Annotated in this window: 23 protein-coding genes; 11 read left to right on the plus strand and 12 right to left on the minus strand. The window is 61.1% G+C overall.

Annotated features, from left to right (window positions below; all coding sequences use genetic code 11):
- Positions 1-152: 152 nt before the first annotated feature.
- From sucD to mdh, 3 genes are all read right to left on the minus strand, one after another.
- Positions 153-1,034, minus strand: coding sequence for a succinate--CoA ligase subunit alpha (gene sucD / locus AB1E42_RS03850; RefSeq protein ID WP_368345682.1), 882 nt, complete (start codon positions 1,032-1,034; stop codon positions 153-155).
- A 4-nt stretch (positions 1,035-1,038) separates the two neighbouring features.
- Positions 1,039-2,232 (minus strand): ADP-forming succinate--CoA ligase subunit beta, encoded by a 1,194-nt coding sequence (gene sucC, locus AB1E42_RS03855; RefSeq protein WP_368345683.1) that lies wholly within the window; start codon positions 2,230-2,232, stop codon positions 1,039-1,041.
- A gap of 241 nt (positions 2,233-2,473) precedes the next feature.
- A complete protein-coding gene (gene mdh / locus AB1E42_RS03860) occupies positions 2,474-3,436 on the minus strand; it encodes a malate dehydrogenase (protein ID WP_368345684.1) in 963 nt (320 codons plus the stop codon).
- 206 nt (positions 3,437-3,642) lie between these two features.
- On the opposite strand from mdh, the gene AB1E42_RS03865 reads away from it, so the two are divergent.
- The 8 genes from AB1E42_RS03865 to AB1E42_RS03900 all read left to right on the plus strand — a co-directional run bounded on the left by AB1E42_RS03865 (position 3,643) and on the right by AB1E42_RS03900 (position 10,232).
- Entirely contained in the window at positions 3,643-4,389 is a 747-nt protein-coding gene (locus AB1E42_RS03865) for a sulfite exporter TauE/SafE family protein (protein ID WP_368345685.1), read from the plus strand.
- Positions 4,390-4,472: 83 nt separating this feature from the next.
- Positions 4,473-5,330 (plus strand): CoA ester lyase, encoded by an 858-nt coding sequence (locus AB1E42_RS03870; RefSeq protein ID WP_368345686.1) that lies wholly within the window; start codon positions 4,473-4,475, stop codon positions 5,328-5,330.
- A gap of 11 nt (positions 5,331-5,341) precedes the next feature.
- Positions 5,342-6,370 (plus strand): MaoC family dehydratase, encoded by a 1,029-nt coding sequence (locus AB1E42_RS03875; RefSeq protein WP_368345687.1) that lies wholly within the window; start codon positions 5,342-5,344, stop codon positions 6,368-6,370.
- A 177-nt stretch (positions 6,371-6,547) separates the two neighbouring features.
- The gene (sdhC, locus tag AB1E42_RS03880) at positions 6,548-6,931 is read left to right on the plus strand and encodes a succinate dehydrogenase, cytochrome b556 subunit (protein WP_368345688.1); all 384 of its coding nucleotides are present in this window, start codon (positions 6,548-6,550) and stop codon (positions 6,929-6,931) included.
- A gap of 10 nt (positions 6,932-6,941) precedes the next feature.
- A complete protein-coding gene (gene sdhD, locus AB1E42_RS03885) occupies positions 6,942-7,313 on the plus strand; it encodes a succinate dehydrogenase, hydrophobic membrane anchor protein (RefSeq protein ID WP_368345689.1) in 372 nt (123 codons plus the stop codon).
- A gap of 18 nt (positions 7,314-7,331) precedes the next feature.
- Complete coding sequence (gene sdhA, locus AB1E42_RS03890) at positions 7,332-9,137, plus strand: succinate dehydrogenase flavoprotein subunit (protein WP_368345690.1); 1,806 nt, start codon at positions 7,332-7,334, stop codon at positions 9,135-9,137.
- Positions 9,137-9,433: a hypothetical protein gene (locus AB1E42_RS03895; protein WP_368345691.1), complete on the plus strand. Its 297-nt coding sequence runs from the start codon at positions 9,137-9,139 to the stop codon at positions 9,431-9,433. Before sdhA ends, AB1E42_RS03895 begins: the two co-directional genes overlap by 1 nt.
- 19 nt (positions 9,434-9,452) lie before the next feature.
- Positions 9,453-10,232, plus strand: coding sequence for a succinate dehydrogenase iron-sulfur subunit (locus AB1E42_RS03900; protein WP_368345692.1), 780 nt, complete (start codon positions 9,453-9,455; stop codon positions 10,230-10,232).
- A 44-nt stretch (positions 10,233-10,276) separates the two neighbouring features.
- Here AB1E42_RS03900 and AB1E42_RS03905 read toward each other — a convergent pair whose 3' ends face one another.
- The gene (locus tag AB1E42_RS03905) at positions 10,277-11,239 is read right to left on the minus strand and encodes a GlxA family transcriptional regulator (RefSeq protein ID WP_368345693.1); all 963 of its coding nucleotides are present in this window, start codon (positions 11,237-11,239) and stop codon (positions 10,277-10,279) included.
- Between the two features lie 67 nt (positions 11,240-11,306).
- On the opposite strand from AB1E42_RS03905, the gene AB1E42_RS03910 reads away from it, so the two are divergent.
- Genes AB1E42_RS03910 through AB1E42_RS03920 form a run of 3 tightly spaced genes read left to right on the plus strand, consistent with a single transcriptional unit; the run spans position 11,307 to position 15,299 of the window.
- Complete coding sequence (locus AB1E42_RS03910; protein ID WP_368345694.1) at positions 11,307-12,467, plus strand: acyl-CoA dehydrogenase family protein; 1,161 nt, start codon at positions 11,307-11,309, stop codon at positions 12,465-12,467.
- 2 nt (positions 12,468-12,469) lie between these two features.
- Entirely contained in the window at positions 12,470-14,521 is a 2,052-nt protein-coding gene (locus tag AB1E42_RS03915; RefSeq protein WP_368345695.1) for an acetate--CoA ligase family protein, read from the plus strand.
- Complete coding sequence (locus AB1E42_RS03920; RefSeq protein WP_368345696.1) at positions 14,514-15,299, plus strand: carnitinyl-CoA dehydratase; 786 nt, start codon at positions 14,514-14,516, stop codon at positions 15,297-15,299. The genes AB1E42_RS03915 and AB1E42_RS03920 overlap by 8 nt, the downstream gene beginning before the upstream one ends.
- On the opposite strand, the gene AB1E42_RS03925 is transcribed toward AB1E42_RS03920, so the two are convergent.
- The 8 genes from AB1E42_RS03925 to AB1E42_RS03960 all read right to left on the minus strand — a co-directional run bounded on the left by AB1E42_RS03925 (position 15,296) and on the right by AB1E42_RS03960 (position 26,537).
- Positions 15,296-16,183, minus strand: a complete 888-nt coding sequence (locus AB1E42_RS03925) for a dimethyl sulfoxide reductase anchor subunit family protein (protein WP_368345697.1) — start codon at positions 16,181-16,183, stop codon at positions 15,296-15,298. The genes AB1E42_RS03920 and AB1E42_RS03925 overlap by 4 nt on opposite strands.
- A complete protein-coding gene (locus AB1E42_RS03930) occupies positions 16,183-16,944 on the minus strand; it encodes a 4Fe-4S dicluster domain-containing protein (protein ID WP_368345698.1) in 762 nt (253 codons plus the stop codon). Before AB1E42_RS03930 ends, AB1E42_RS03925 begins: the two co-directional genes overlap by 1 nt.
- Positions 16,945-17,056: 112 nt before the next feature.
- The gene (locus AB1E42_RS03935; RefSeq protein ID WP_368345699.1) at positions 17,057-19,891 is read right to left on the minus strand and encodes a molybdopterin oxidoreductase family protein; all 2,835 of its coding nucleotides are present in this window, start codon (positions 19,889-19,891) and stop codon (positions 17,057-17,059) included.
- 64 nt (positions 19,892-19,955) lie between these two features.
- A complete protein-coding gene (gene pta, locus AB1E42_RS03940; protein WP_368345700.1) occupies positions 19,956-20,969 on the minus strand; it encodes a phosphate acetyltransferase in 1,014 nt (337 codons plus the stop codon).
- An 8-nt stretch (positions 20,970-20,977) separates the two neighbouring features.
- Positions 20,978-22,753: a sulfoacetaldehyde acetyltransferase gene (gene xsc / locus AB1E42_RS03945; protein ID WP_368345701.1), complete on the minus strand. Its 1,776-nt coding sequence runs from the start codon at positions 22,751-22,753 to the stop codon at positions 20,978-20,980.
- 140 nt (positions 22,754-22,893) lie between these two features.
- Entirely contained in the window at positions 22,894-24,360 is a 1,467-nt protein-coding gene (locus AB1E42_RS03950; protein ID WP_368345702.1) for a PLP-dependent aminotransferase family protein, read from the minus strand.
- Positions 24,361-24,401: 41 nt separating this feature from the next.
- Positions 24,402-25,106, minus strand: a complete 705-nt coding sequence (locus tag AB1E42_RS03955; RefSeq protein WP_368345703.1) for a GNAT family N-acetyltransferase — start codon at positions 25,104-25,106, stop codon at positions 24,402-24,404.
- Between the two features lie 48 nt (positions 25,107-25,154).
- Entirely contained in the window at positions 25,155-26,537 is a 1,383-nt protein-coding gene (locus AB1E42_RS03960; protein ID WP_368345704.1) for an aspartate aminotransferase family protein, read from the minus strand.
- Positions 26,538-26,976: the final 439 nt, after the last annotated feature.

The raw sequence follows: 26,976 nt of genomic DNA on the forward strand, positions 1-26,976 counted from the left end.
TGTGGGGGCGGCCCCCCGAAACAGCGGCGTGGGCCGAAGCGGCCCACGCGATAAAACCAAGTACGGCGATCAGCGCCAAGAACAGTGGCGCGGCGAAGCGGTCCGCCGCGCGCTGTGGTCCGGGCTGATGTGGCCGCGGCAACCCCATAGGATCAGCCGATTGCCTTGAGCACAGCCTCGCCAAGGGTGGCGGGGCTGTCGGCGACGACGATACCTGCGGAGCGCATGGCTTCGATCTTGTCTTCGGCACCGCCCTTGCCACCGGCAACGATCGCGCCCGCGTGGCCCATGCGACGGCCCGGAGGGGCGGTGCGGCCTGCGATGAAGCCTGCAACCGGCTTCCAGCGGCCTTTCTTCTTTTGCTCGGCGAGGAATTCGGCTGCTTCCTCCTCGGCGGAGCCGCCGATCTCACCAATCATGATGATGGACTGTGTTTCGTCGTCATCAAGGAACATGTCGAGCACGTCGATGTGTTCGGTGCCTTTGATCGGGTCGCCGCCGATGCCAACAGCGGTGGATTGGCCGAGGCCGATATCGGAGGTCTGCTTCACGGCCTCATAGGTGAGCGTGCCGGAACGCGACACAACACCCACGGAGCCACGCTTGTGGATATGGCCGGGCATGATGCCGATTTTGCAGGCGTCGGGGGTGATGACGCCGGGGCAGTTGGGGCCGATGAGCCGCGACGTGGACGTTTCCAGAGCGCGCTTGACCTTCATCATGTCGAGCACCGGAATGCCCTCAGTGATGCAGACGATCAGCTCCATCTCGGCATCCAGCGCTTCGAGGATCGAGTCGGCGGCGAAGGGCGGCGGCACATAGATGACCGAGGCGTTCGCGCCGGTGACATGCTTGGCCTCGTGCACAGAGTTGAACACGGGCAGGCCGAGGTGTTCCATGCCGCCTTTGCCGGGGGTCACGCCGCCGACCATTTTGGTGCCGTAGGCGATGGCCTGTTCGGAGTGGAATGTACCCTGAGAGCCGGTGAAGCCCTGACAGATGACTTTGGTATTTTCGTCGATGAGAACTGCCATTGTCTTAACCCTTCACCGCTTTCACGATTTTTTCTGCACCGTCGCTGAGGTTATCCGCGGCGATTACGTTGAGGCCGGAGGTGTTGATGATCTCCTTGCCTTTTTCGACGTTCGTGCCTTCGAGGCGAACGACGAGCGGCACTTGCAGACCAACCTCTTTGACTGCGGCAACAACGCCTTCGGCGATCACGTCGCAGCGCATGATGCCGCCGAAGATGTTGACCAAGATGCCTTTGACGTTGTCATCGGAGGTGATGATCTTGAAGGCCTCGGTGACTTTCTCCTTGGTCGCGCCGCCACCAACATCGAGGAAGTTTGCCGGTTCCGCGCCGTAGAGCTTGATGATGTCCATGGTCGCCATAGCGAGGCCTGCGCCGTTAACCATGCAGCCGATCTCGCCATCCAGCGCGATGTAGTTGAGGTCGTACTTGGACGCGGCGAGTTCCTTTGGGTCTTCTTCCGTTTCGTCGCGCAGGGCGGCGATGTCGGCGTGGCGGTAGATGGCATTGGAGTCAAAGCCCAGCTTCGCGTCGAGAAGCTTAAGGGAGCCATTGTCGGTCACGATCAGCGGGTTGATCTCCAGCATCTCCATGTCTTTCTCGACGAAGGCTTTGTAGAGGATGCCCATGAGGTTGACGCATTCCTTGACCTGCTTGCCCTCAAGCCCGAGGGCGAAGGCGATCCGGCGACCGTGGAAGGCCTGATAGCCGGTGGCGGGATCAACGGTGAAGGTCAGGATCTTTTCGGGCGTCGATGCGGCGACCTCTTCGATGTCCATGCCGCCTTCGGTGGAGGCCACGAAAGAGATGCGCGAGGAAGCGCGATCCACGAGGAGGGCGAGGTACAGCTCACGCTCGATGCCGGAGCCATCTTCGATATAGATGCGGTTGACCTGCTTGCCTGCGGGTCCGGTTTGATGCGTGACGAGCGTGCGACCGAGCATCTTCTTGGCTTCTTCGGCGGCTTCTTCAACCGATTTGGCAAGGCGGACGCCGCCCTTTTCGCCAGCGTCGGCCTCTTTGAAGTGGCCTTTGCCGCGACCGCCCGCATGGATCTGGGCTTTCACAACCCAGAGCGGGCCGTCCAGCTCACCAGCGGCGGTTTTCGCCTCTTCGGCGCGGGTCACAGCGCGCCCTTCGGAGACCGGCGCACCGTAAGAACGGAGCAGCGCCTTGGCCTGATATTCGTGGATGTTCATTCGAGATGTCCTCGCTTTGGCTCGGTTTCCACTGTCTAAACATGGAAAACGGCAGGCAAGAACGGTTTTTTCGGGTTGATGGTTAAAAAACCGACATTTGTGATCACAGCCCTAAAATGTGTGATCACAAAATGAGTGTTTTGGATGGGAACGCGGTTCGAGACAGATGCAGAATCGCGCCCCAAACGCAAAACGGGCACCCGAATGGGCGCCCGCTTCGTGTTGGAATCCTGCAGAACGATTAGGCGAGCGAGCTGTCGATGCCCTTGCAGGCTTCGACAAGGCCTTTCACGGCGTCGACGGATTTGTCGAACATCGCCTGTTCGTCTTTGGTCATCTTGATGTCGACAACGCGCTCGATGCCGCCTGCGCCGATGATTGTCGGAACACCTACATACATGCCCTTGAGGCCCAGTGCGCCGTCAACATAGGCCGCGCAGGGCAACAGGCGCTTCTGGTCCTTGAGGTAAGCTTCGGCCATTTCGATGGCAGATGTGGCGGGTGCGTAGAATGCGGAGCCGGTTTTCAGCAGGCCGACGATTTCGGCGCCGCCGTCGCGGGTACGCTGAACGATGGCGTCGAGCTTTTCCTTGGTAGTCCAGCCCATTTCGACGAGATCGAGGAGCGGGATGCCAGCAACGGTGGAGTAGCGCACCAGCGGCACCATCGTATCGCCATGCCCACCCAGAACGAAAGCGGTCACGTCACGCATGGAGACGTTGAACTCCTCGGCAAGGAAGTGGCGGAAGCGGGCGCTATCGAGAACGCCAGCCATGCCGCAGACCTTTTCATGGGGCAGGCCGGAGAACTCACGCAACGCCCAAACCATCGCATCGAGCGGGTTGGTGATGCAGATAACAAAAGCGTTCGGTGCGTGTTTGCCGATGCCTTCGCCAACGGATTTCATGACCTTGAGGTTGATGCCAAGGAGGTCGTCGCGGCTCATGCCGGGCTTACGCGGGACACCAGCGGTGACGATGCAGACGTCAGCATCAGCGATATCGGCGTAATCTTGCGTGCCTTTGAGCTTGGCGTCGAAGCCTTCGGACGGTCCGGATTCGGCGATGTCGAGCGCCTTTCCTTCAGGGGTGCCTTCCGCGATGTCGAACAGGACGACATCCCCGAGTTCCTTGATAGCGGCGAGATGGGCAAGTGTGCCACCAATCTGTCCGGCGCCGATGAGCGCGATCTTAGGTCTGGCCATGAAAACGGTCCTCATAGGGTTAATTTCGCTGCATTGGGTAGTCGTTTGTGAGCTTTCGCGCAAGTCCGCTGCGTTGCGGCATGATTGGGTGCCTGTTGTTATGAGGTTTTATCGATTAGAGACGCTTCGGGCGGCAGGGTGCACGCATGGCTATGCCTGCTGCTGCGAATATTCAACGAGCGGGTGATTCCCGCAGGAGCACGGGCGTGGAAACAGATCCGGGTTTTTTTATTGCGGCGGTGATTGCTGCCTCTTGTGTCGGGTTGGGGAAAGGTGGCCTGCCGGTGATCGCGATGATCTCGGTGCCGATTCTTGCGCTGTTTATCTCTCCCATCGCGGCGGCGGGACTGTTGCTGCCTGTCTACCTCGTTTCGGATGTGTTCGGGCTTTGGGCCTATCGGCGTGAATTTGATCGCACTGTTCTTAAGATATTGCTCGTGGCCCTGCCCATCGGCGTGGGCGTTGGTTGGGCCACTGCGCGGATTGTGGACGAGCACATCGTGACGCTGCTGATCGGCATTGTCGGTGCGGTCTTTGCGCTGAACCTTTTGCTGCGCCCAAATGAAACCGGCCCGAAGAAGGAACCGCGCTGGCTCGGGGGGCTATTTTGGGGCGCGATGTCGGGTTTCACCAGCTTTGTAAGCCATTCGGGCGGGCCGCCCTATCAGGTCTGGACGTTGCCGTTAGGCCTGCCAAAAGGGGTGTACGTTGGCACGCAGGTGATCGCCTTTGCTTATGTGAATGCGCTGAAGCTGGTCCCTTATGCGGCGCTGGGGACGCTATCGGTCGACAACCTGAAGCTGGCGGCTTTTCTGGCGATACCGGCGTCGCTCTCTGTTTTTGCGGGGGTTTATCTGGTGCGGATCATACCTGAGAAAGCCTTTTTCAAGGTGATCACATGGGCGTTGCTGCTGGTGTCGCTGAAGCTGATTTATGACGGGGCAACCGGCTAGTTTCTGCGCTGCGGCAAAATTGCCCTTGAACTAAACGAACATTTCTGAGCACGTTCTCGCAAGAAAATTGCGAGGATGCCACTATGCTGTCGAGACCCTTCCGTTCCGTTCTTTATATCCCGGGCTCCAAGGAGCGCGCGTTGGAAAAGGCGCGGGGGTTGGCTGTGGATGCGATCCTGTTCGATCTGGAGGATGCGGTGACACCGGATGCCAAGGTGGCTGCGCGGGCAACGCTGGCAGCGGCATTGGCAGAAGGCGGTTATGGTCAGCGCTACAGGATCGTGCGGATCAATGCGCTGGACACGGAATGGGGCGCGGATGATGCCGCGGCCGCCGCGGAAATGGACTGCGATGCGGTTCTGTTGCCCAAGGTGCGAGGCGCAGCTGACATAGACGCTTTGGCAAAGCTGGTAGGCAGCAAGCCGATCTGGTGCATGATGGAGTCGCCCCTCGGCGTGCTGCATGCGGAGGAGATCGCCGCGCATCCGCAGGTGGAAGGGTTTGTACTGGGAACCAACGATCTGGCGAAGGATTTGGGGACACGCAAAGCAGCAGACCGCGCGCCGCTGCAATATGCGCTCCAGAAATGCCTGCTCGCCGCGCGGGCCTATGGGGTGATCGCGGTGGACGGTGTTTATAATGCGTTTAAGGATGATGAGGGTTTGACCGCCGAATGCGCGCAGGGGCGGGACATGGGCTATGATGGGAAGAGCCTGATCCACCCCGCGCAGATTGATATTGCCAATCGAATTTTCGCGCCGACAGAGGCGGAGATTGATCTCGCCCAGCGGCAGATTGCTGCGTTCGAGGCGGCAGAGGCAGAGGGGCAGGGCGTGGCGGTTGTCGATGGGCAGATCGTGGAAAACCTGCACGTTGCGACGGCGCGGGCGATGCTGGCGAAGGCGGAAGCGATCCGCGCAGTCACCGCGCAAGAGAGCTGAAGGGCCGGAACATGAGCAAGACCAACGCAGGCAGATTTTTCGAAGATTACCGGCTGGGTGAGGTGATCCGCCATGCGGTGCCGCGCACGGTTTCGGGCGGTGAGCGGGCGCTTTATCATGCGCTTTATCCGGCGCGGCATGCGCTGGCGTCATCAGATGCATTTGCGCAGGCCTGTGGATTGCCTGCGGCACCTATGGACGATCTGATCACGTTCCATACAGTTTTTGGCAAAACGGTGCCTGATATCTCGCTCAATGCGGTGGCCAATCTGGGCTATGCTGAGGGACGTTGGCTGAAGCCTGTTTACGCTGGTGATACGCTGCGCTCAGAGAGTGAAGTGATCGGCCTCAAGCAGAATTCCAACGGGAAATCCGGCGTCGTTTATGTGCGCACGACGGGTTTTAACCAGCGGGATGAAGCGGTTTTGAGCTATGTGCGCTGGGTGATGGTGCGCAAGGGTGATCTGGATGCGGCAGCACCCGAAACGGTGATCCCCGATTTGCAGGCGGCTTTGTCGCCAGATGCGCTGGTACTGCCGGAGGGGCTGACTTTTGAGGGCTACGACTTTGCCCTCGCGGGTGAGGCGCATCGGCTGAGTGATTATCGCATCGGTGAGGTTATCGATCATGTGGATGGAGTCACTATCGAGGAAGCCGAGCATATGATGGCGACGCGGCTGTGGCAGAACACCGCCAAGGTGCATTTTGATGCGACATTCCGTGAAGATGGGCGGCGGCTGATCTATGGCGGGCATGTGATCAGCATGGCGCGGGCGCTGTCGTTCAACGGTCTGGCAAATGCGCAGGTGATCGTGGGGTTAAATGGGGGCGCTCATGCAAACCCGTGTTTTGCAGGCGATACCGTACGGGCGTGGAGCGAGGTGCTGGACATCGCGGAGACGGATGTTCCGGGTGCGGGCGCGATCAGGCTGCGGCTGGTGGCAACGACGGGCCAAGCAGGCGCTTTGCGCGGCGCGGATGGGAAATATTTGCCGGAGGTCTTGCTGGACCTCGATTATTGGGCATTGATGCCGGCATGATGGATTTGTGATCACGCTTATGAATTGTGTGATCACATATATACGTTATAGCGCAAACATTTCTCAAATTTCCGCAAATGACCCCTTGCCCGCGCGTGACTCAGCGCGAATTATCAGGCAGAAGGACAACGATGGCGGTGTGCAATGGTATGCCGTTCGGAATCGGAAGGGGATGATATGGCTGATGTGAACCGTGGCAACCGCCCGCTCTCACCGCATCTGACGATTTACCGTCCGCAGCTGACGTCGATGACGTCGATCTTTGTGCGGATCACAGGAAATGCTTTGCTGGTGGCCGCATTGATGATCGTCTGGTGGTTCATCGCGGCGTCGATCGGACCGGATCAGTTCGCGGTGGCAGATGCCGTGTTGCGGAGCTGGTTTGGCGATCTGGTGCTGTTCGGCTCTCTTTGGGCGCTGTGCTACCATACGCTTGGCGGTATCCGGCACCTGATCTGGGATAGTGGCCGGATGCTCGACGTGAAGGCGTCTGAGCGGTTCGGGCTATTCATGATTGGCGGGTCGCTTGTGCTGACCCTGTTTATCGTCGCAGTGATATAGGAGGCGGGACATGGCTTTTCTGACAGATAGAAAACGTGCGTCGGGTCTTGGCTCTGCGAAAACCGGCACCGAGCATCACTGGCATATGATGGTGACATCGGTTGCCCTTTGCGGCCTTGTGCCGCTTTTTGTCTTTACCTTCGGCAGTGCGCTAGGCGGCAGCTATGACGAGGTTGTGGCCTATTACAGCCAACCCTTCCCAGCGATCATTGCGATCCTGACCTTCCTGACGGGGTTCATCCATTTCAAGAGCGGGGTTCAGGTGTTGATCGAAGATTATGTCCACGGGTTTTGGCGTAAGGCGCTGATCATGATGATGATCTGCCTGAGCTACACGGCGGCAGCCGTCGGCATCTTTGCCGTTGCCCGTCTGGCCCTTTAATGCGGAGCGAATGAGCTTATGACAGCTTACGAATACGAAACGCACGAATATGACGTTGTGGTGGTCGGTGCCGGTGGTGCCGGATTGCGCGCGACGCTCGGTATGGCTGAGCAAGGGCTGAGAACGGCCTGTATCTCCAAAGTGTTCCCGACCCGCTCGCACACTGTCGCGGCGCAGGGTGGCATTGCTGCTTCGCTGGGCAACATGGGCCCTGATAGCTGGCAGTGGCATATGTATGACACCGTCAAAGGCTCAGACTGGTTGGGCGATACCGATGCGATGGAATACCTCGCACGAGAAGCGCCGAAAGCGGTTTACGAGCTGGAGCATTACGGCGTTCCGTTCAGCCGGACAGAAGAGGGCAAGATCTACCAGCGCCCGTTCGGCGGCCATACGACCGAATTTGGCGAAGGCCCGCCTGTGCAGCGCACTTGCGCCGCGGCAGACCGGACCGGCCATGCGATTTTGCACACGCTTTATGGCCAGTCGCTGAAGCAGAAGGCCGAGTTTTATATCGAGTATTTCGCGGTTGATCTGGTCATGTCCGAGGACGGGCAGTGTCAGGGTGTGGTTGCGTGGAAGCTCGACGATGGCACCATGCACGTTTTCAGCGCCAAGATGGTGGTGCTGGCAACGGGTGGTTATGGCCGTGCCTATTTCAGCGCGACTTCGGCGCATACATGCACCGGCGACGGTGGCGGTATGGTGGCGCGTGCGGGGCTGCCGCTTCAGGATATGGAGTTTGTGCAGTTCCACCCGACCGGCATTTACGGCGCGGGCTGCCTGATTACCGAAGGCGCGCGCGGTGAGGGCGGCTATCTGACGAACTCCGAAGGCGAGCGGTTCATGGAGCGCTATGCGCCAAACTACAAAGACCTCGCGCCGCGTGACTATGTCAGCCGCTGTATGACGATGGAAATCCGTGAAGGCCGCGGTGTTGGCGCGAATGGTGATCACATCCACCTGAACCTCAACCACCTGCCCGCCGAGGCGCTGGCGGAGCGGTTGCCGGGTATTTCTGAGAGCGCGAAAATCTTCGCCGGTGTCGATGTGACGAAGGAGCCGATCCCTGTACTGCCGACGGTGCATTACAATATGGGCGGTATCCCGACGAACTATTACGGTGAGGTGTTGAACCCCTCGAAGAAAGACCCGAACGCTGTCGTTCCCGGCCTGATGGCCGTGGGTGAGGCGGGCTGTGCCAGTGTGCATGGGGCGAACCGCTTGGGCTCTAACAGCTTGATTGACCTCGTGGTGTTTGGCCGTGCTGCGGCGATCCGCGCTGGGCAGATCGTTGATGCTAGCAAGGCGAATGCGCCGCTCAATCAGGGCTCTGTCGATAAGGCTTTCGACCGGTTCGACGGGCTGCGCTACGCCAATGGTAATGTGCCGACTGCCGAGCTGCGGCTCGAAATGCAGAAGACCATGCAGGCCGATGCTGCGGTGTTCCGCACCGACACGACGCTGAAAGACGGCGCCGAGAAGATGACCGCCGTTGCGGCCAAGCTCGATGATCTGAAGGTCACGGACCGGAGCCTTGTCTGGAACAGCGACCTGATGGAGACATTGGAGCTGACCAACCTGATGCCGAACGCGCTTGCCACGATCGTAGGTGCAGAGGCACGGAAGGAAAGCCGTGGCGCCCACGCGCATGAGGATTACCCCGAGCGCGACGATGCGAACTGGCGTGTGCATACGATCAGCCGTGTCGAAGGCAATCAGGTTGATCTGAGCTACCGCCCCGTCATCGTCGATCCGCTGACCTCCGAGAAGGATGGCGGCATCAGCGAAGCCAAGATCGCCCCGAAAGTGCGGACTTTCTGATGCGTTTGCGGGCTGCATCCACCGTTGCGGGGCTGATGCTCCTCGCGGCATGCGCGACCACCGTTGACCCAGAGCGGGCGGCGCAGGCGTGTGAGGAGCGTGCCCGTGCCGCACAGGGGCCGACCGGCGAAGTGACCTTGGGGTTCAACTCGCAAAGCGGCAGCTTTGCGGGCGCTACGGTCGGGCTGAGCAGCGACTTCCTCACCGGAAAGGATCCGGTCGAGGTTTATGAAAATTGTGTTTTCCAGCGCACGGGAATGGCGCCGATCCGCCCACCCGTCTTGCGCCAGATGTGACCCTTCAGGAGGCCGATAGATGGTTCAACTGACACTGCCAAAAAACAGCCGGATGACGGTCGGAAAAACATGGCCGAAGCCGGAAGGCGCGACCAATATCCGCACGTTCAAGATCTACCGCTGGAACCCCGATGACGGGAAGAACCCGCGGCTCGACACCTATTTCGTCGATATGGATGATTGCGGGCCGATGATCCTTGATGCGTTGATCAAGATCAAAAACGAGATTGACCCGACGCTGACCTTCCGCCGCTCCTGCCGCGAGGGGATTTGCGGCTCCTGCGCAATGAATATCGACGGGATCAACACGCTGGCCTGTATCTATGGCATGGACGAGATCAAGGGTGACGTGAAGATCTACCCGCTGCCGCATATGCCGGTGGTGAAAGACCTGATCCCTGACCTGACGCATTTCTACGCGCAGCACGCATCCATTATGCCGTGGCTTGAGACAAAGACAAACCGCCCCGCGAAGGAGTGGAAACAGTCGATCGAGGACCGAAAGAAGCTCGACGGGCTGTATGAGTGCGTGATGTGCGCGTCCTGCTCGACGTCCTGCCCGAGCTACTGGTGGAATGGTGATCGCTACCTTGGGCCGGCAGCGCTGCTGCATGCCTATCGCTGGATCATCGACAGCCGCGATGAGGCGACGGGCGAGCGGCTGGATCAGCTGGAAGACCCCTTCAAGCTCTACCGCTGTCATACGATCATGAACTGCGCCAAGACTTGCCCGAAGGGGCTGAACCCCGCGAAGGCGATTGCGCATATCAAGAAGATGATGGTCGAACGCGCGGTTTAACCGCCAGTCAAAAGAATTGGTGGCGGCCCCTACGGGGGCCGTTTCTATTTAGAGGGGTTTTCGATCCGCTTACGCAGCGCAGTGGGCGGCGCGCCGTATTGCTGGCGAAAGGCGCGGGTCATGGCGGCGGCGTTCTCATAGCCGCAGCGCTGCGAAATCTCCCCGATGCTGAGGCGGGTCTGTTCGATCTGTCGCCTTGCCTCGGATAAGCGGATCTTTCGGTACAGGGCGGCGGGAGTGAGGCCCATGAGCCGTTGAACGTGGGTTTCCAGCGTGCGCTGCGAATAACCAAGTTGCTTGGCGAGTTGCGGGATCGGGATCGGAGCTTCGACGTGCCGGCGCATCAGTGCGGCGGCAGCGCGCACGATCCTGTCTGGCGGTAAGCGGAATAGTGGCTCGCGGCGGGGATCGCGCTCGCCATACATGAAGAGGGCTGCCACTTCGAGCGCAAGGGCGGCGCTGTGGCGGGTTTCGATCAGGTGGAGCATCAATTCGAGCGTGGTAGTGGCGCCGCCGCAGCTGGCGCGGGCGCCGTCAATGACGAAACGGTCCTCGACAACGTCAACCTCGGGGAAGGCCTCGGCCAGCTCTCCAAGAATATCCCAGTGAGAGGTCGCGCGATGACCGTCAAGTAGGCCCGCCTGAGCGAGGAGCCAACTACCGGTATCGAGGCCGACGAGCAGATCGAAGCGCCGCGCGGCGGCGCGCAGGGCGCGGGCCGTGGCTGGGGTTGCATGGGCGTGGTGGTGGTAGCTCGGCATCACGAAAAGGTAGGCGCCTGCGGCTAGTTCGGAGAGCCGTGCTGTCTGAACGGGAAGGCCGCTGGAGGATGTGACCTGACCGCCGGAAAGGCTGCAATACTCCCAGTGATAAAGGTTTTGCCCCGCGAGCATGTTCGCCGCGCGCAGCGGCTCGACCGCGTTGGCGAGGCAAAGATTGGAGAAACCGTCAAACAGAAGGAGCGAGAGCGTTTGTGGCGATGATTTTTGCGGTTTGAGCATGATCATGACTAATACTGCATGATTGTGCCCCAGTTCTAGCCCTAGCGTTTGTTGCAAGACATTGGAGGGCGCTATGGAATTCGGTCTGAGTGACGAGCAGGAGATGATTGTCTCCACGGTGCGGAGCTTCGTGGAGAAGGAAATTTATCCACACGAAGAGATGGTTGAGAGGACCGGCAGCGTCCCACGCGAGCTGGGTGAAGAGATCAAGCGCAAGGTCATTGATCTGGGCTTCTATGCCTGCAACTTCCCCGAGGAGGTGGGTGGTGCGGGGCTGGGACATCTCGACTTTACTCTGGTGGAGCGGGAGCTGGGGCGCGGATCGATGGCGCTGACGCATTTTTTCGGTCGCCCGCAGAATATCCTGATGGCGTGCGAAGGGGAGCAACGCGAGCGCTACCTGCTGCCAGCGGTGCGCGGTGAGCGGATGGATGCCCTGGCGATGACCGAGCCGGATGCGGGATCGGATGTGCGGGGGATGAAATGTACCGCTGTGCGGAATGGCGGTGATTGGGTGATCAACGGCTCGAAGCATTTTATCTCAGGTGCGGAGCATGCGGACTTCTTCATCGTCTTTGTGGCGACGGGCGTGGACGAGACGCCCAAGGGACCGAAAAAGCGGATCACCTGTTTCATCGTGGATCGGGGGCATCCGGGGTTTGAGGTGCGGGAGGGGTATCAATCGGTCAGCCATCGGGGCTACAAAAATTGTATTCTCGATTTCGACAATTGCCGCTTGCCGGATGCGCAAGTGTTGGGTGAAGTCGATGGCGGCTTCGAGGTGATGAACACATGGCTTTATGCGACGCGGATCACTGTTGCGGCATTTTGCGTTGGGCGGGCGCGGCGGTGTTTTGACCTTGCGCTACAATATGCTGCTGAACGGAAGCAGTTTGGCCAACAAATTGCGAAGTTTCAGGGCATTGGCTTTCAAATAGCTGACATAATCACCGAAATTGATGCGGCGGACTGGCTGACGCTTGCAGCGGCGTGGCGGCTGGATGCGGGCAAGCCGGCCAACCGCGAGATTGCCAGCGCGAAGCTCTATGCATCCGAGATGCTGGCGCGGGTCACGGACGCAAGTTTGCAGGTCTATGGCGGGATGGGACTGATGGCGGACTTCCCGTTGGAGCGGTTCTGGCGGGATGCGCGGGTGGAGCGCATCTGGGACGGCACATCGGAGATCCAGCGCCACATCATCAGCCGTGATCTGTTCCGCCCATTGGGAGCCTGACCATGCACCGCTATGAACGGCTGTTCAGGCCGCGCACTATCGCTGTGATCGGTGGTGGGGCGTGGTGCGCCAACGTGGTCGAGCAGTGCGAGAAGCTGGGCTTTAAAGGTGATGTGTATCCGGTCCACCCAAGTAAGAGCGAGATCAGGGGGGTGACGGCCTATCCCTCACTTGAGGCGTTGCCGGACGTGCCGGATGCGGCATTCATCGGGGTGAATCGCGTGGCGACGGTAGAGATCGTGCGGGCGCTCGCGGAACGTGGCGCGGGCGGCGCTGTTTGCTTCGCGTCAGGATTTCGCGAGGCTATGAGCGAGATGGCTGACGGGGGTGACCTGCAGGAGGCTCTGCTCGCTGCGGCGGGTGAGATGCCGATCCTTGGCCCGAATTGCTATGGGCTGTTGAACCTGCTGGATGGTGCCGCGCTTTGGCCGGACCAGCATGGCGGGGTGCCATGTGAGCGCGGTGTCGCGATTGTGACCCAGTCTTCCAACATGGCGATCAATCTGACGATGCAGAAGCGCGGCTTGCCGATTGCATATGTGGTGACGGCGGGCAATCAGGCGCAGATGGGGCTGTCGGACATTGGCATGGCGCTCTTGGATGACCCGCGGGTCACGGCGCTGGGGCTGCATATCGAGGGAATCGGCGACTTAGCTGCATTCGAGCGGCTCGCCCATAAGGCGCGGGCGCTGGGGAAGCCGATTGTGGCGCTGAAAATTGGTGCCTCAGATCAGGCGCAAGCGGCGACGATTTCGCATACGGCATCTCTTGCGGGAAGCGACGCGGGGGCGCGGGCGCTCTTGCGGCGCCTCGGGGTGGCACAGGTATCGGGGCTTGGGGCGCTTCTTGAGACGCTCAAGATTTTTCATGTGAACGGACCGTTGGCGAGCAACCGGATTGGCTCGATGTCCTGTTCGGGGGGCGAGGCGAGCCTGATGGCGGACCTCGGACTGCACCATGATGTGGCGTATCCGCCATTGAACGAGGGGCAAGCTGTGGCATTGCGGGAGGCGCTCGGACCGAAGGTCGCGCTCTCTAACCCATTGGACTACCACACCTATATCTGGGCGGATCGCGATGCGATGACCGCCTGTTTTGCGGCGATGATGACGGGTGATCTGGCGATTGGCTGTGTGGTGCTGGATTTTCCCCGCGCGGACCGCTGCGATGGCGCGGCATGGATGCTGGTGATCGACGCGGTCGAGGCGGCGAGCGCAGCATCAGGCCGGCCGATTGCGATCCTGTCGAGCCTTGCGGAAACCATGCCGGAAGAGATTGCGGTGGTCTGCACAGAGCGTGGGGTGTTGACCCTTTCGGGACTGGAGGATGGTCTGGCTGCGATTGCAGCGGCAGCGTCGGTAGGGGCGGCGTGGGTGCGGCCAGTTCCACCGCCGCTGATGATGCCGGAACAGTGTGTAACTGATCCAGAGTTAGTGGGCGAAGCGGCGGCAAAGCAACAGCTTGCAGCATCTGGCGTCGTGATCCCGCAGCAGGTGAGGGCGGCATCGCCCGATCGGGTCGAAGAAGCGGCGCGGACGCTGGGCGGGAGGGTCGTCGTCAAGGGTGAAGGCTTGGCACATAAGAGCGAGGCGGGCGCCGTGGTGTTGGGTTTGACGTCCCCTGACGCGGCCCGCGCTGTGGCTGAGAGGATGGCGGCGGACAGCTATCTTGTTGAGCAAATGATCTCTGGTGCCGTGGCCGAACTGCTGATCGGGGTGGTGCGTGATCCGGCGCATGGTTTCGTGCTGACGCTCGGCGCGGGGGGGACGCTGACGGAGATCTTGAAGGATACCACCTCCCGCCTCTTGCCCGTTGTGGAAGAAGACCTGCGCGAGATGTTGGATGAGCTGAAGATTGCGCCGATACTCGCGGGATATCGTGGCGGGGCGGCGGCTGATACAAAGGCTGTGATTGAGTGTGTAATGGCTGTGCAGGCCTATGCGATGGCGAATGCGAAGCGGCTGGAAGAGGTGGAGATCAATCCGTTGATCTGCTTGCCCGATGGGGCGATGGCGGTTGATGCGTTGATCCGAATAGGAGCGAATGATGAGTGATAACCCGATCAAGACCCAGCGGCGTGGCGCGGTGCTAGAGGTCACGTTGGACCGCCCCAAGGCCAACGCGATTGACCTCGTGACGAGCCGGATCATGGGCGACGTTTTTACCGAGTTTCGCGATGACCCAGAGCTGCGTGTGGCGATCATCACGGGAGGTGGAGAGAAGTTCTTTTGCCCCGGTTGGGATTTGAAGGCGGCGGCGGATGGGGATGCCGTCGACGGTGACTACGGAAAAGGCGGCTTTGGCGGCTTGCAGGAATTGCGCGGGCTGAACAAGCCGGTGATTGCGGCGGTGAACGGGATCGCCTGTGGCGGTGGGCTGGAATTGGCACTGTCGGCGGATATCATCCTCGCGGCGGATCATGCGCAGTTTGCCCTGCCGGAGATCCGTTCTGGTACGGTGGCGGATGCGGCAAGTGTGAAGCTGCCCAAGCGCATTCCGTATCATATCGCGATGGAGTTGTTGCTGACAGGCCGTTGGTTTGACGCTGAAGAAGCGCATCGCTGGGGGTTGGTAAACCGGATCGTGACCGCCGATGCACTGATGGAAGAAGCGCGGAAGATGGCGGATGATCTGGCGTCTGGGCCGCCGTTGGTCTTTGCCGCGATCAAGGAGATCGTGCGTGAGGCGGAGGATATGAAGTTCCAAGATGCGATGAACCGGATCACGCGCAGCCAGTTTGAAACCGTCGAGCGGCTCTACCGCTCGGAGGATCAGCTGGAAGGGGCGCGCGCCTTTGCGGAGAAGCGCGACCCTGTTTGGAAAGGGCGCTAGGCGCGCCCCGCGTCGCGACGGCCATAGTAGAGGCCCACAACATGCTCTGCCTCTGCGAAGAACAGCCAGCGTAGGGCCAGCAAACCCGCAACATGCGATAGCACAGCCAGCAGTGCCCAGATGTGGCTGAACGGCAGGCTCAACAGCACGATGGGCAAGCCGAAACCGAAGACCAGCGCGATGAGGCGCAGGCGGGTGGCGTGCTTTCGGGCGACGACATAGACCATTTCACGCAGCAGGTAGTTGGTGCCGGTGTGGGGCGGCTCGAAGGCGCGGACGGTGCCGAGATTTCCGAGGCCGGTGGCCGTGGCGATGTTGGAGCCGGACTGGATCAGGCGCTTGTCTCCGCCGATCCATGCGAGCAGTTGCAGCGTACCTGCGATAGCCAACAGAGGAAGGGCGAAGCGCACCTGCCCTGCGAGCAGCGCGCCGCCGCCCAGCGAAAGGGTGAGGAAGAGCGCAGGGGTCGTCCAGTGCCGCCAGCGGGGGACGGTTTTCATTTGGGTGTAGATCATCGCCGTGGTGAACACGGTCAGCATGCTCAGCGCCGCGCCGATGACGCCCAAAAGGGCGTAGCGGGTGCCGAGGAACACCAGACCCGCACCATAGGCTGCCATCAAAAATAGCGTGACAACGCTCGTCCATGCTTCGCGGCTGAGCCAGCTGGTGCGCCACTGGGTGAACGCGCGGAAGAAACGCTCGGGGTGGCCGAGGTGGAAGGTCGAGGCGAGAAGGCCGCCGACAGCGAGAAGATAGGCGACCGTGAAGAACACGAAAGCCGTGAAGCCGGTCGATCCGGGCATGCCGAGGCCGAGCCAGAACAACATGCCGAAGCCTAGCCCAGAAAAGCTTGTGAAAATGATAACGGACGGTGCGGGATGCATTAGCGGTCTCCTCCGGGCAGGGCCGAGAGTGTTTTATCGAGCCAGCCGAGCCAGCCTTTGGGGTCATCTGCGACCGGTTCGAGGTAGGGGGCGAGGATGTCGAACTCGGGCTCGACGTCCTTTGGGCGCGGCGGCAGATACTTGTTCACCGGCCGCGTGCCCTGCTCGGGCATCAGGTCGAATCCGCCACGTTTTTCAACGAGTTGGCTCACCTCACTGTTCGGATCGCCGAGATCACCGAAGTGCCGCGCGCCTGACGGGCATGTGCGGACGCAGGCGGGCTGGCGGTCCTCTTCGGGGAGGTTTTCGTTGTAGATGCGGTCAACGCAGAGGGTGCATTTTTTCATCACGCCTTCGGTGGCGTCCAGCTCGCGCGCGCCGTAGGGGCAGGCCCATGCGCAGAGGCCGCAGCCGATGCAGGCGTCTTCGTTGACGAGCACGATCCCGTCTTCGCTGCGCTTGTAGCTCGCGCCTGTCGGGCAGACCGTCACACAGGGCGCGTCCTCGCAATGGAGGCAGGATTTGGGGAAGTGCACAAGCTTGGCAACCCCTTGATCCGGCTTAATTTCATACGAATGAACGCGGTTAAGGAAGGTGCCTGTCGGGTTGCTGCCATAGGCATCCTGATCGGACAGCGGCGCGCCGTAATTCTCGGTGTTCCAGCCTTTACAGGACACGACGCAGGCGTGGCAGCCGACGCAGGTATCAAGGTCAATCACAAGGCCGAGCTTGCGCTCGGTGCTGGTGGGAAGTTCGGTCATTTTTGGCCTCCCATCGGGCATGCACAATCCATGCACAACTGATGCACATCCGATGCATATCGCAGGTGCAGAAACTCTAACAGCGGGTTAACGGGTAGGGTGGATTGAGTGCTCATGATTCCTCTCCAACCTTCCACGCGAGATTGGCCGGACCCTGCCCCACGGGGGACTGGATCGGCGGATAGGCGGGCTGTGCCTCGGCGGGCGCGGCGGCGCGCTCGATTTTGACCCGCAGATCGAACCACGCGGCCTGACCTGTGATCGGATCGGAGTTCGCCCAACGCAGGCCGTCGCCTTTTGGCGGCAGAAGCTCGTGGATCAGGTGGTTGAGCAGGAAGCCCTTGGTCGCCTCGGGCGCATCGTTTTGCAGCGCCCAAGCGCCCTTGCGCTTTCCGATGGCGTTCCATGTCCAGACGGTGTTGTCATTGAGCGCCTGCATCTCCATCACCGGCACGGTGATCTCACCATGCGCGGAGGTGACGCGCGCCCAATCGCCGGGGCGGAAGCCTTTATCCTTCCAGATCTTGGTGGGGACGTAGAGCGGATTGCGACCGTGGATCTGGCGAAGCCATGCGTTTTGCGTGCCCCATGAGTGATACATCGCCATCGGGCGCTGGGTCAGGGCGTGAACGTCATACTCTTCTGGATCGACATGGCCGTCCTCGAAGGGCGGATACCAGACGGGGAGCGGGTCCATCGTGGCGATGATCCGGCCGCGCAGGTGATCGGGAGGCTGGACGCGGCCTTCGCCTTCGGCGGCGAGTTGGAAGCGGCGCATCGGCTCGACATAAAGCTGGAAGATGTAGGGCTGCGGGCTGTCGTAGAAGCCCATCTGCACCGCCCAATCCTGATAGGCGCGATTGAACGGCTTATAGTAAGCGGCCTCATCCGGCACATGGGACATCCAGAAGCCGCCATTGTCGATATAGGCCTGAAGCTGATCGGGGTTGGCGGTGCCGCGACCATTAGACAGACCATCTTCGCCAGTGCGCCAGCCAGCGAGCGGGCCGATGCCGGGGCGGCGGATGTGGTTGGTGATGTAGTCGGCGTAGTCCTGATACTTCTGGCTGCCGTCCTCGTTGACGAAACCGGGCAGGCCAAGGCGCGCGCCGAGGTCACAGAGCACGGACTGGAAGCCGCGCACGTCGCGGTCCGGCTCGATCACCGGCCAGCGGATGGCATCGGCGACGGCGTCGGCCTCGCAGATCGGGCGGTCGAGGAGGGAGATACAGTCGTGCCGCTCCAGATAGGTGGTATCAGGCAGGACGAGATCGGCATAGGCGACCATCTCGGAGGAATAGGCATCGGAGTAGATGATGCGCGGGATGACGTAATCGCCGTTTTCGTCAGTGTCCGTCAGCATCTTCATGGTGCCGGAGGTGTTCATCGACGAGTTCCACGACATGTTCGCCATGTACATGAAGAGCGTGTCGATCTTGTACGGGTCACCTGCATGGGCGTTGGAGATGACCATATGCATCAGCCCGTGCGAGGACATGGGGTTCTCCCAAGAGAACGCTTTGTCGATGCGCTTGGGCGTGCCGTCTTCATCAATGCAGAGGTCGTCGGGGCCGTGGACGAAGCCAAGGTGCGGGCCGTCGAGCGGCTGGCCGGGGGTGACTTTGCAATGCGGCTTGGGGTGCGCGGTGGCGGGCTTGGGGTAGGGCGGTTTGAACCGCATACCGCCCGGTGTTTCGACCGCGCCGATCAGGATTTGCAGGAGGTGCAGCGAACGGCAGGTCTGGAAACCGTTGGAGTGGGCGGAGATGCCGCGCATCGCGTGGAAGCTGACGGGGCGTCCGACCATGGTTTTGTGCGTCACGCCACGGAAATCGGTCCATTCGCGGTCGAGGACGATTTCCTCCTCAAAGGCGGTGCGGGCGATTTCGGCGGCCAGAGCGCGGATGCGCTGGGCGGAAATGCCGGTGCGTTCGGCCACGGCTTCGGGCGCGTAGTCATCGGCCAGATAACGCTCCGCGATGTGGTGGAACACGGGGCGGTGCGTGACATCGCCAACGGTGTGGGTGGCTGACAGATCAGGCTCGACGCCTGCGCCATCCCAAGGGGCCAGTTTGCCGGTGTTGCGGTCGATCACCTGCGGCTTGCCGTCTTCGTCGCGCAGGAGAAGGCCGTTCTGCGGGGAGTTCGGATCTTCGTTTACCAAGCACGACGCGTTGGTGAAGCGGGCGAGGTAGGTGAGATCGACGCGGCCTGCCTTGAGCAAGCAATGCACCAGCGCGAGGATCAGCAGGCCATCGGTGCCGGGTGTGATGCCGAACCAGTCATCGGCCACAGCGTTGTAGCCGGTGCGGATCGGGTTGACGCCGATCACTTTGTCGCCACGGCCTTTGACCTTGCCGATGCCCATTTTGATCGGGTTGGAATCGTGGTCCTCGGCGACGCCGAAGAGGACGAACAGCTTGGTGAGATCCCAATCGGGCTGGCCGAATTCCCAAAACGCACCGCCCATAGTGTAGATGCCTGCGGCGGCCATGTTGACCGAGCAGAAGCCGCCGTGGGCGGCGTAGTTCGGGGTGCCGAAGCCCTGCGCCCAGAAGCTGGTGAAGCTTTGCGACTGGTCGCGGCCGGTGAAGAAGGCGAGCTTTTCAGGGGCGGTTTCGCGCACGGGTTTGAGCCAGCTGGTGGCAATGTCGAGCGCTTCATCCCATGTGATCTCTTCAAACTCGCCGGAGCCGCGCGGGCCGACGCGCTTGAGCGGTGCGCGGAGGCGGGAGGGGGCGTTCACCTGCATGATGCCAGCCGAGCCTTTGGCGCAGAGAACGCCACGGTTCACCGGATGGTCGCGGTTGCCCTCGATATAGGCGACCTTGCCATCCTTCATGTGGACGTTGATGCCGCAGCGGCAGGCGCACATGTAGCATGTGGTCTTGCGCACTTCGTCGGAGACTTTCGGCGAGAGATCCAGCTTCGGAGTCGGGGCTGTCATGCGGCGTTCCTCTTTGCGAATGCGGATGGGGGGCTGGAGATACAGCCGGTCGGGGCGGGAGCCGTCATGCGCGGGCCTCAAAGGATTGCAGCGCGGTGACGGCGATAATTTCGGTGACGTCGCTGGCAGAGCAGCCGCGCGAGAGGTCGTTGGCAGGCTTGGCGAGGCCTTGCAGCACGGGGCCTATGGCGGTGTAGCCGCCGAGGCGCTGGGTGATCTTATAGGCGATGTTGCCTGCATCCAAATTCGGGAAGATCATCACGTTGGCGGTGCCTGCGACATCGGAGCCGGGGGCTTTAGATGCGCCAACGGCGGGGACGAACGCGGCATCGAATTGCAGCTCGCCATCGACGGAGAGGTCAGGGTGGGCGGTGCGGAGGAGCGCGGTGGCTGTTGTGACCTTATCAACGGCAGGATGGCGGGCGGAGCCTTTGGTCGAGAAGGAGAGCATTGCGATGCGGGGTGTATCCTGCATCAAGGCGCGGAAGGAGGTGGCGGAAGTGGCGGCGATGGAGGCGAGCTCCTCGGCGCTGGGATCAATCACCAAGCCACTATCGGAATAAAGCATCGCGCGCGCGCTTTCGGAGGCGGCGGCGGGTGGGTACATGAGAAAGAAGCTCGACACCAGCGCGGCATCGGGCGCTTTTCCGATCATCTGTAGCGCGGCGCGCACGATATCGGAGGTGGTGGCAACAGCGCCGCCGACGGTGCCGTCGGCATGGCCCTCGCGCACCAAAAGAGCGGCGTAAACGAGCGGATCGCGGACGGCGGCATCGGCTTTGGCCCGATCAGCGCCTTTGCGGGCGCGGAGCGCAAGGTAGGCGGCAGAGAGATCAGCGGAAAGCGGGCTGTCGGCGGGGTCGTGGATGGCGAGGCGGTCGCCCTCAACCGCGCCGTGCGGCGCGAGAGCGGCGAGGATATCAGCGCGGGGACCGACGAGAATGATGTCAGCAAGACCGAGATCGCGGGCGGCGAGCGCCCCCTCGACGATACGGGGATCGCTGCCCTCACTCATAGCGATGACCGCGCGTCGGGAACGCGCGGTCTGTTGGAGGAGTTCTGTCGGCGTCAGGGTCATCAGGCGCTTCAGGCCTGAGGAACCATGTCGTCTGCCGAGATCCCTGCAACGGCGACAGGCTTTTTCATGGCGTCGCGGCGGAAAGGTTCGCCCAGTTCCTGGTTGATCAGGGCTTCGATGAGCGTGGTCTTGCCGTGCTTCATCTGATCCTCGATCGCCTTGTTCAGGGCGGCGGTCAGCTCTTCCATCGTGCGGGCAACGACACCCTTCAAGCCACAGGCCTGAGCGATGCCGGCGTAGCTGACCTGCGTGTCCAGCTCGGTGCCGACGAAGTTATCGTCGAACCACAGGGTGGAGTTACGCTTTTCAGCGCCCCACTGGTAGTTGCGGAACACGATCTGGGTGATCGGTGGCCACTCGCCACGGCCGATGGCGGTCAGTTCGTTGACCGCGATGCCGAAGGCACCGTCACCGGCGAAGCCGACGACCGGCACATCAGGGCAGCCGATCTTCGCGCCGACGATGGCGGGCAGGCCGTAACCACAGGGGCCGAACAGACCCGGCGCCAGATACTTGCGGCCAGCTTCGAACGACGGATAGGCGTTACCGATGGCGCAGTTGTTGCCGATGTCGGAGGAGATGATCGCCTCTTTCGGCAGGGCGCTCTGGATCGCGCGCCATGCCATGCGGGGGCTCATCCAATCGGGCTTGTCGGCGCGGGCGCGCTGGTTCCAAGAGGTGCCTGGATCGTCATCTTCGTGATCCATCGAGGAGAGCTGCTGTGCCCAAGCGGATTTGGTTTGGGCGATGCGGGCTTTGCGCGCGTCGCGGCCCGCGTCGCCTGCGGTGTCAGACAGCTGGCCGAGGATGCCGCGTGCCACTTTAGCGGCGTCACCCACGATGCCGACAGAGACTTTCTTGGTTAGGCCGATACGGTCGGGGTTGATGTCGACCTGAATGATTTTCGCGTCAGCGGGCCAGTATTCCATGCCGTAGCCGGGCAGGGTGGAGAACGGGTTCAGGCGGGTACCGAGGCAGAGAACGACGTCGGCTTCCTTGATCAGCTCCATGCCAGCTTTCGAGCCGTTGTAGCCCAGCGGACCAGCGAAGAGCGGGTGCGAACCGGGGAAGGCATCGTTGTGCTGGTAGCCAACGCAGACGGGTGCGTCGAGACGCTCGGCCAGAGCCATAGAGGCGTCGATGCCGCCAGCGGAGAGGACAACGCCTGCACCGTTGAGGATGACGGGGTTCTTTGCGTCGGAGAGCAGCGCTGCGGCCTGAGCGATGGAGTTTTCGCCGCCCGGAGACATTTCAAAATTGATCGGGTCGGGGATCTCAATGTCGACGACCTGAGTCCAGAAGTCACGCGGGATGTTCAGCTGAGCCGGACCGGAGAGGCGCTTGGCTTGGCTGATAACGCGGGTCAGAACCTCGGCCACGCGGGACGGATCGCGCACCTCTTCCTGATAGGCGACCATATCTTCGAACAGCTTCATCTGCTCGACTTCCTGGAAGCCGCCCTGACCGATGGTCTTGTTGGCAGCCTGCGGGGTAACGAGCAGGAGAGGTGTGTGGTTCCAGTAAGCGGTTTTAACGGCGGTCACGAAGTTGGTGATGCCAGGGCCGTTTTGCGCAATCATCATCGACATTTTGCCGGTGGCGCGGGTGTAGCCATCGGCCATCATGCCGGCGGAGCCTTCGTGGGCGCAGTCCCAGAAGGTGATGCCGGCTTTCGGGAAGAGGTCCGAGATCGGCATCATTGCCGAACCGATAATGCCAAAGGCATGCTGGATGCCGTGGCGCTGGAGGACTTTTACGAAGGCTTCTTCGGTGGTCATTTTCATGAGCGCAACTTTCCCTAAAAATAACGCCCGCGAGCGGGCAGATCATATACTTAACTACTGTCGAGGACCTTTTGGAAATAGGGCCACATGCCCTGTCGGAATAGGTCCAGTTTGGTTTTTGAGACTGCTTTCAGCCTTTACTATGCCCGTTTCTTGATGGCTTGCGCGATGAGCGCAACGCCCTCGCGAATGCGGTTGGTTGGAATCGAGGAATAGGCGAGTCGGAAATGGTTCTTCGGGCCATCGGGTGAGAAGAAAAACGGCGCGCCCGGTTCGATCAGTACGCTTTTGGCGGCCAGTGTCTGGGCGAGAATGGTGGTGTCGACGTTATCCGGCGCGCGCATCCAGACGGAAGAGCCGCCAAAGCTGCCTTGGCCCGCGACCGTCAGGCCGTTTTCGGCGATGGCGGCATCCAGAACGGTGCGGCGCTCGTGCAAGGCACGCGAGGTGCGGCGGACGAGGGCATCGTAATGGCCGAGCGACAGGAAATAGGCGACGGTGCGCTGGATATGCCCCGGTGGGTGGCGCAGGACAGAGGCGCGCAGGGCGCGTGCCTCGCGGATGAAGGGGGCAGGGCCGACGAGATAGCCCAGACGCAAGCCGGGGAAGAGCGATTTGGAGAAAGAGCCGACGTAAATCACCCGCCCGTTGCGATCGAGCGACTTGAGCGCGGGAGAGGTCGGTGCGTGGTAGGAGTTCTCGAATTCGTAGTCATCTTCGACGATCAGAAAATCTTCGGCCTCGGCCTTGGCGAGCAGTTTGCGGCGGCGGTCCACGGGCATGGTGGCGGTGGTCGGGCATTGGTGTGACGGCGTGGTGAACACCACATCGGTATCATCAGGGATCGACTCTGGTACGAGGCCGGATTTGTCGATCCGGATGGTGTCCAAGCGGCAGCGCGACAGTTTCAGGAGGGAATGCAGCGCGGGATAACCAGGATCTTCGAAGGACGCATGGCGGCGCGGGTTGAGCAGCACTTGCGCGGTGAGCCAGAGCGCGTTTTGTGCGCCAAGGGTTACGAGGATTTCGTCATGGCTGGCGAGAATGCCGCGGCGGGGCAGGGTTTGGCGGGCGATGAATTCGACCAACTGTGGGTCGTCATCCTCGAAATAATCGGTGGTCAGCGCGGTGAAATCACGCCGCCCGAGGGCCTGCAACGCGCAGAGCCGCCAGTTGGCGGAATCAAAAAGCGTCGGGTCTGCTTGCCCGTAGATGAACGGGTAGCGAAAGCGGGTCCAGTCGCGGGGCTTGGACAGGCCGAGCGGGTTATCTCCGTAGCGGCCGGACAGAATGCGCGACCAATCCACCGAGCCGCTATCGGAGCGGCGGGCGGGGAAGGCGGGTGGCTCGGGGGCATTTTCGGAGACGAAGTAACCGGAGCGCCCGCGGGCCGTCACATAATCATCCGCGACGAGTTCAGTATAGGCGAGGGTGACAGTGATCCGGCTGACGCCGAGATACTGTGCAAGGCGGCGCGAGGATGGAAGCTTTTCGCCCGCGCGAAAGCGGCCTTCGAGTATGCCTTGCGCGACCATCTGTTGAATCTGCCTTTGGAGCGTGCCTTCGGCAGCGGGATCAAGGAAGAAGGATTCGACGGATATGCCCATGGCGTATCCTAGACTGGTCTTAGGGCGCGCGCAATCTGGACTTAGCGCCGCGCGGCGGCTCGCAGGGGGCTTTTCTGCTGACCCTCGGCATTGAAATTGCTGGGGGCGAGCCAGTTTTGAAAGGCAGCGCGGGCATGGGGCCAATCGCTGTCGATCATCGCGAACCAAGCGGTATCCCGATTGCGACCTTTATAGGAGGTCGCTTGGCGGAAGGTGCCTTCGTATTGGAAGCCGAGGCGCTGGGCGGCGGCGCGGGAAGGGGCGTTAAGCGCGTCGCATTTCCATTCGTAGCGGCGATAGCCCAGTGCATCGAACACGCGGGCCATCATCAGGTACATCGCCTCGGTCGCGATGGCGCTGCGCTGGATCAGTGGCGAGAAATGGATGTGACCCACCTCGGCCACGCCGTTGGCCGGATCAATCCGCAGATAAGAGGCGAGGCCCAAGGGGCGGCCAGCACGATCGAGGATGGTGTTAAAGAGGGGATCGTTTCCTGCGCTGGTTGGGACGAGCCAGTCCATGAAGCCGGTGAGGCTGTCGAAGGGGCCATAGGGGAGATAGGTCCAGTTGCGACCGTCCGTATCGTGGGCGAATGCGTCAAAGAGAGCGGGACCGTGCGCTGCCGGATCAGTTGGCACAACCTGCGCCCAGCGGCCTGTCATCGCGGCGTGAGGGATCGGTGGTCGGGGCAGAGTGACCGTGAGCGGCGCGCCGATCGGCTGGCCGAGAGAATTATGATGCGCCATAAAATAAAGCGCTCCACCCCAGAGTGGGCAGGGTGGAGCGCAGCTTTCTTAGCTGAATACTTTGGTCAGCGCTTTGTCGACGGCATTGGTGATGGCGTCGATGTCGTCTGCCGTGGCGATCAGAGCTGGCGCGAACAGCAGGGTGTTGTTGAACCCTGGCAGCGAGCGGTTGGTGGCGCCGATAATGACGCCTTGCGCCATGCAATCCGCGACAACAGCCATGACGCGCTTTTCCTCGACCGGCTCCTTGGTGTCGCGGTCGACGACAAGCTCGGCACCAGCAAAGAGGCCCATGCCGCGCACGTCACCGATGACGCGATGCTTTGCCATCAGGGCTTCGAGGTTGGCCTTGAGGCGCGCGCCCATGACCTTCGAGTTTTCGAGGAGGTTTTCCTCTTCGATAATGCGGAGGTTCTCCAGCGCGGCGGTCGGGCCTGCGGTGCAGCCGCCGAAGGTAGAGATGTCGCGGAAGTAGCCCATTGGATCTTCTGCATCTTTGAACAACTCGAACACGCGCTCGGAGGTCACACAGCAGGAGATCGCCGCGTAGCCGGAGGCCACGCCTTTTGCCATCGTCACGATGTCCGGTTGAATGCCGAACTGCTGGTAGCCGAACCAAGTGCCGGTGCGGCCAAGGCCACAGACGACCTCGTCGATGTGCAAGAGAACGTCATACTTGCGGCAAATCTCTTGCACGCGATCCCAATACCCCTTTGGCGGGACGATGATGCCGCCACCAGCGGTGATCGGCTCAAGGCAGAGTGCGCCGACGGTATCGGGGCCTTCGCGGAGGATGGCGTCTTCGATGGCCTGAGCCGCCTTCTCACCATAGGCTTCACCTTCCCAGCCCTCTTGTGCGCGGTATTCGAGGCAGTGCGGCACTTCCACGAAACCGGGAGTGAAGGGGCCGTATTGTGCGTTGCGCTCCTGCTGGCCACCGGCGGAGAGGGTGGCGATGGTGGTGCCGTGATAGTCGCGCTCGCGGTAGAGAATTTTGTGCTTTTTGCCGCCATGATGCTTATGCGAGATCTGGCGCACCATCTTGAAGGCTTTCTCGTTCGCCTCGGAACCGGAGTTCGCATAGTAGACGCGGCTGAGGCCGGGCATCTTTTCGATCAGGCGCTCGGCAAACTCAGCGCCGGGGATGGTGCCTTTGGCGCCCGCGAAATAGCACATCTTGACGAGTTGGTCGCGCACGGCATCGGCAATCTCGGTGCGGCCATAGCCGACGTTCACGGTCCAAACACCACCGGAGACAGCATCGATATGCTCTTTGCCGGTGATATCCCATACGCGCAGGCCGCGGCCTTCGACGATGATCTGGGGGTCGATAGTCTCAAACGGCTTATGCTGCACCAGATGGTGCCAGACGTGTGCGCGGTCTGCTTCGATTACCTTGCCAGGGTCGTTGGGTAGAGCGAGGGATTCCATGGTGTTCTCCAATAACCAAAGAGGGGCGGTCGAATCCGCTTTGATCGACCGCCTTTGATGTAACCATCTGTGCCTGCAAAATGCACATTCGATAGGGCCAGTATGCGACCATATTTATATCCAAATTGATGGGAATTGCGGCCAAAACTGGAGCGTCCAATCTGCTAAATAGATGAATTTTATGAGTTATTAGGGAAGTCATAGAAGCGTGCGTAAAGATCTGGCCTTAGATTGTTTGGCAAAGGAAACGTTGACGCAGGGCTGCGAATTTCCTTGGCTCTATGTGCGGAACATCTCGGTGATTTCCCTCAAGGAAGCCCGTTTTCGCAGAAATGGCTCGCAGTAATGGGGTGACAGGTGCTCCTTATACTGTGCAGAATAGGGGCTTACGGATCGTTCGATCCAGAGCTCCGTACTAATACGAGGCGGCATAACCCGC

The organism is Pelagovum sp. HNIBRBA483, from assembly GCF_040931995.1.
Lineage (GTDB): Bacteria > Pseudomonadota > Alphaproteobacteria > Rhodobacterales > Rhodobacteraceae > JAEPMR01.

Coding starts and splice junctions, on each gene's coding strand:
- sucD (WP_368345682.1), bottom strand. CDS start 1,034: ATGGCAGTTCTCATCGACGAAAATACCAAAGTCATCTGTCAGGGCTTC.
- sucC (WP_368345683.1), bottom strand. CDS start 2,232: ATGAACATCCACGAATATCAGGCCAAGGCGCTGCTCCGTTCTTACGGT.
- mdh (WP_368345684.1), bottom strand. CDS start 3,436: ATGGCCAGACCTAAGATCGCGCTCATCGGCGCCGGACAGATTGGTGGC.
- AB1E42_RS03870 (WP_368345686.1), top strand. CDS start 4,473: ATGCTGTCGAGACCCTTCCGTTCCGTTCTTTATATCCCGGGCTCCAAG.
- AB1E42_RS03875 (WP_368345687.1), top strand. CDS start 5,342: ATGAGCAAGACCAACGCAGGCAGATTTTTCGAAGATTACCGGCTGGGT.
- sdhC (WP_368345688.1), top strand. CDS start 6,548: ATGGCTGATGTGAACCGTGGCAACCGCCCGCTCTCACCGCATCTGACG.
- sdhD (WP_368345689.1), top strand. CDS start 6,942: ATGGCTTTTCTGACAGATAGAAAACGTGCGTCGGGTCTTGGCTCTGCG.
- sdhA (WP_368345690.1), top strand. CDS start 7,332: ATGACAGCTTACGAATACGAAACGCACGAATATGACGTTGTGGTGGTC.
- AB1E42_RS03895 (WP_368345691.1), top strand. CDS start 9,137: ATGCGTTTGCGGGCTGCATCCACCGTTGCGGGGCTGATGCTCCTCGCG.
- AB1E42_RS03900 (WP_368345692.1), top strand. CDS start 9,453: ATGGTTCAACTGACACTGCCAAAAAACAGCCGGATGACGGTCGGAAAA.
- AB1E42_RS03905 (WP_368345693.1), bottom strand. CDS start 11,239: ATGATCATGCTCAAACCGCAAAAATCATCGCCACAAACGCTCTCGCTC.
- AB1E42_RS03910 (WP_368345694.1), top strand. CDS start 11,307: ATGGAATTCGGTCTGAGTGACGAGCAGGAGATGATTGTCTCCACGGTG.
- AB1E42_RS03915 (WP_368345695.1), top strand. CDS start 12,470: ATGCACCGCTATGAACGGCTGTTCAGGCCGCGCACTATCGCTGTGATC.
- AB1E42_RS03920 (WP_368345696.1), top strand. CDS start 14,514: ATGAGTGATAACCCGATCAAGACCCAGCGGCGTGGCGCGGTGCTAGAG.
- AB1E42_RS03925 (WP_368345697.1), bottom strand. CDS start 16,183: ATGCATCCCGCACCGTCCGTTATCATTTTCACAAGCTTTTCTGGGCTA.
- AB1E42_RS03930 (WP_368345698.1), bottom strand. CDS start 16,944: ATGACCGAACTTCCCACCAGCACCGAGCGCAAGCTCGGCCTTGTGATT.
- AB1E42_RS03935 (WP_368345699.1), bottom strand. CDS start 19,891: ATGACAGCCCCGACTCCGAAGCTGGATCTCTCGCCGAAAGTCTCCGAC.
- pta (WP_368345700.1), bottom strand. CDS start 20,969: ATGACCCTGACGCCGACAGAACTCCTCCAACAGACCGCGCGTTCCCGA.
- xsc (WP_368345701.1), bottom strand. CDS start 22,753: ATGAAAATGACCACCGAAGAAGCCTTCGTAAAAGTCCTCCAGCGCCAC.
- AB1E42_RS03950 (WP_368345702.1), bottom strand. CDS start 24,360: ATGGGCATATCCGTCGAATCCTTCTTCCTTGATCCCGCTGCCGAAGGC.
- AB1E42_RS03955 (WP_368345703.1), bottom strand. CDS start 25,106: ATGGCGCATCATAATTCTCTCGGCCAGCCGATCGGCGCGCCGCTCACG.
- AB1E42_RS03960 (WP_368345704.1), bottom strand. CDS start 26,537: ATGGAATCCCTCGCTCTACCCAACGACCCTGGCAAGGTAATCGAAGCA.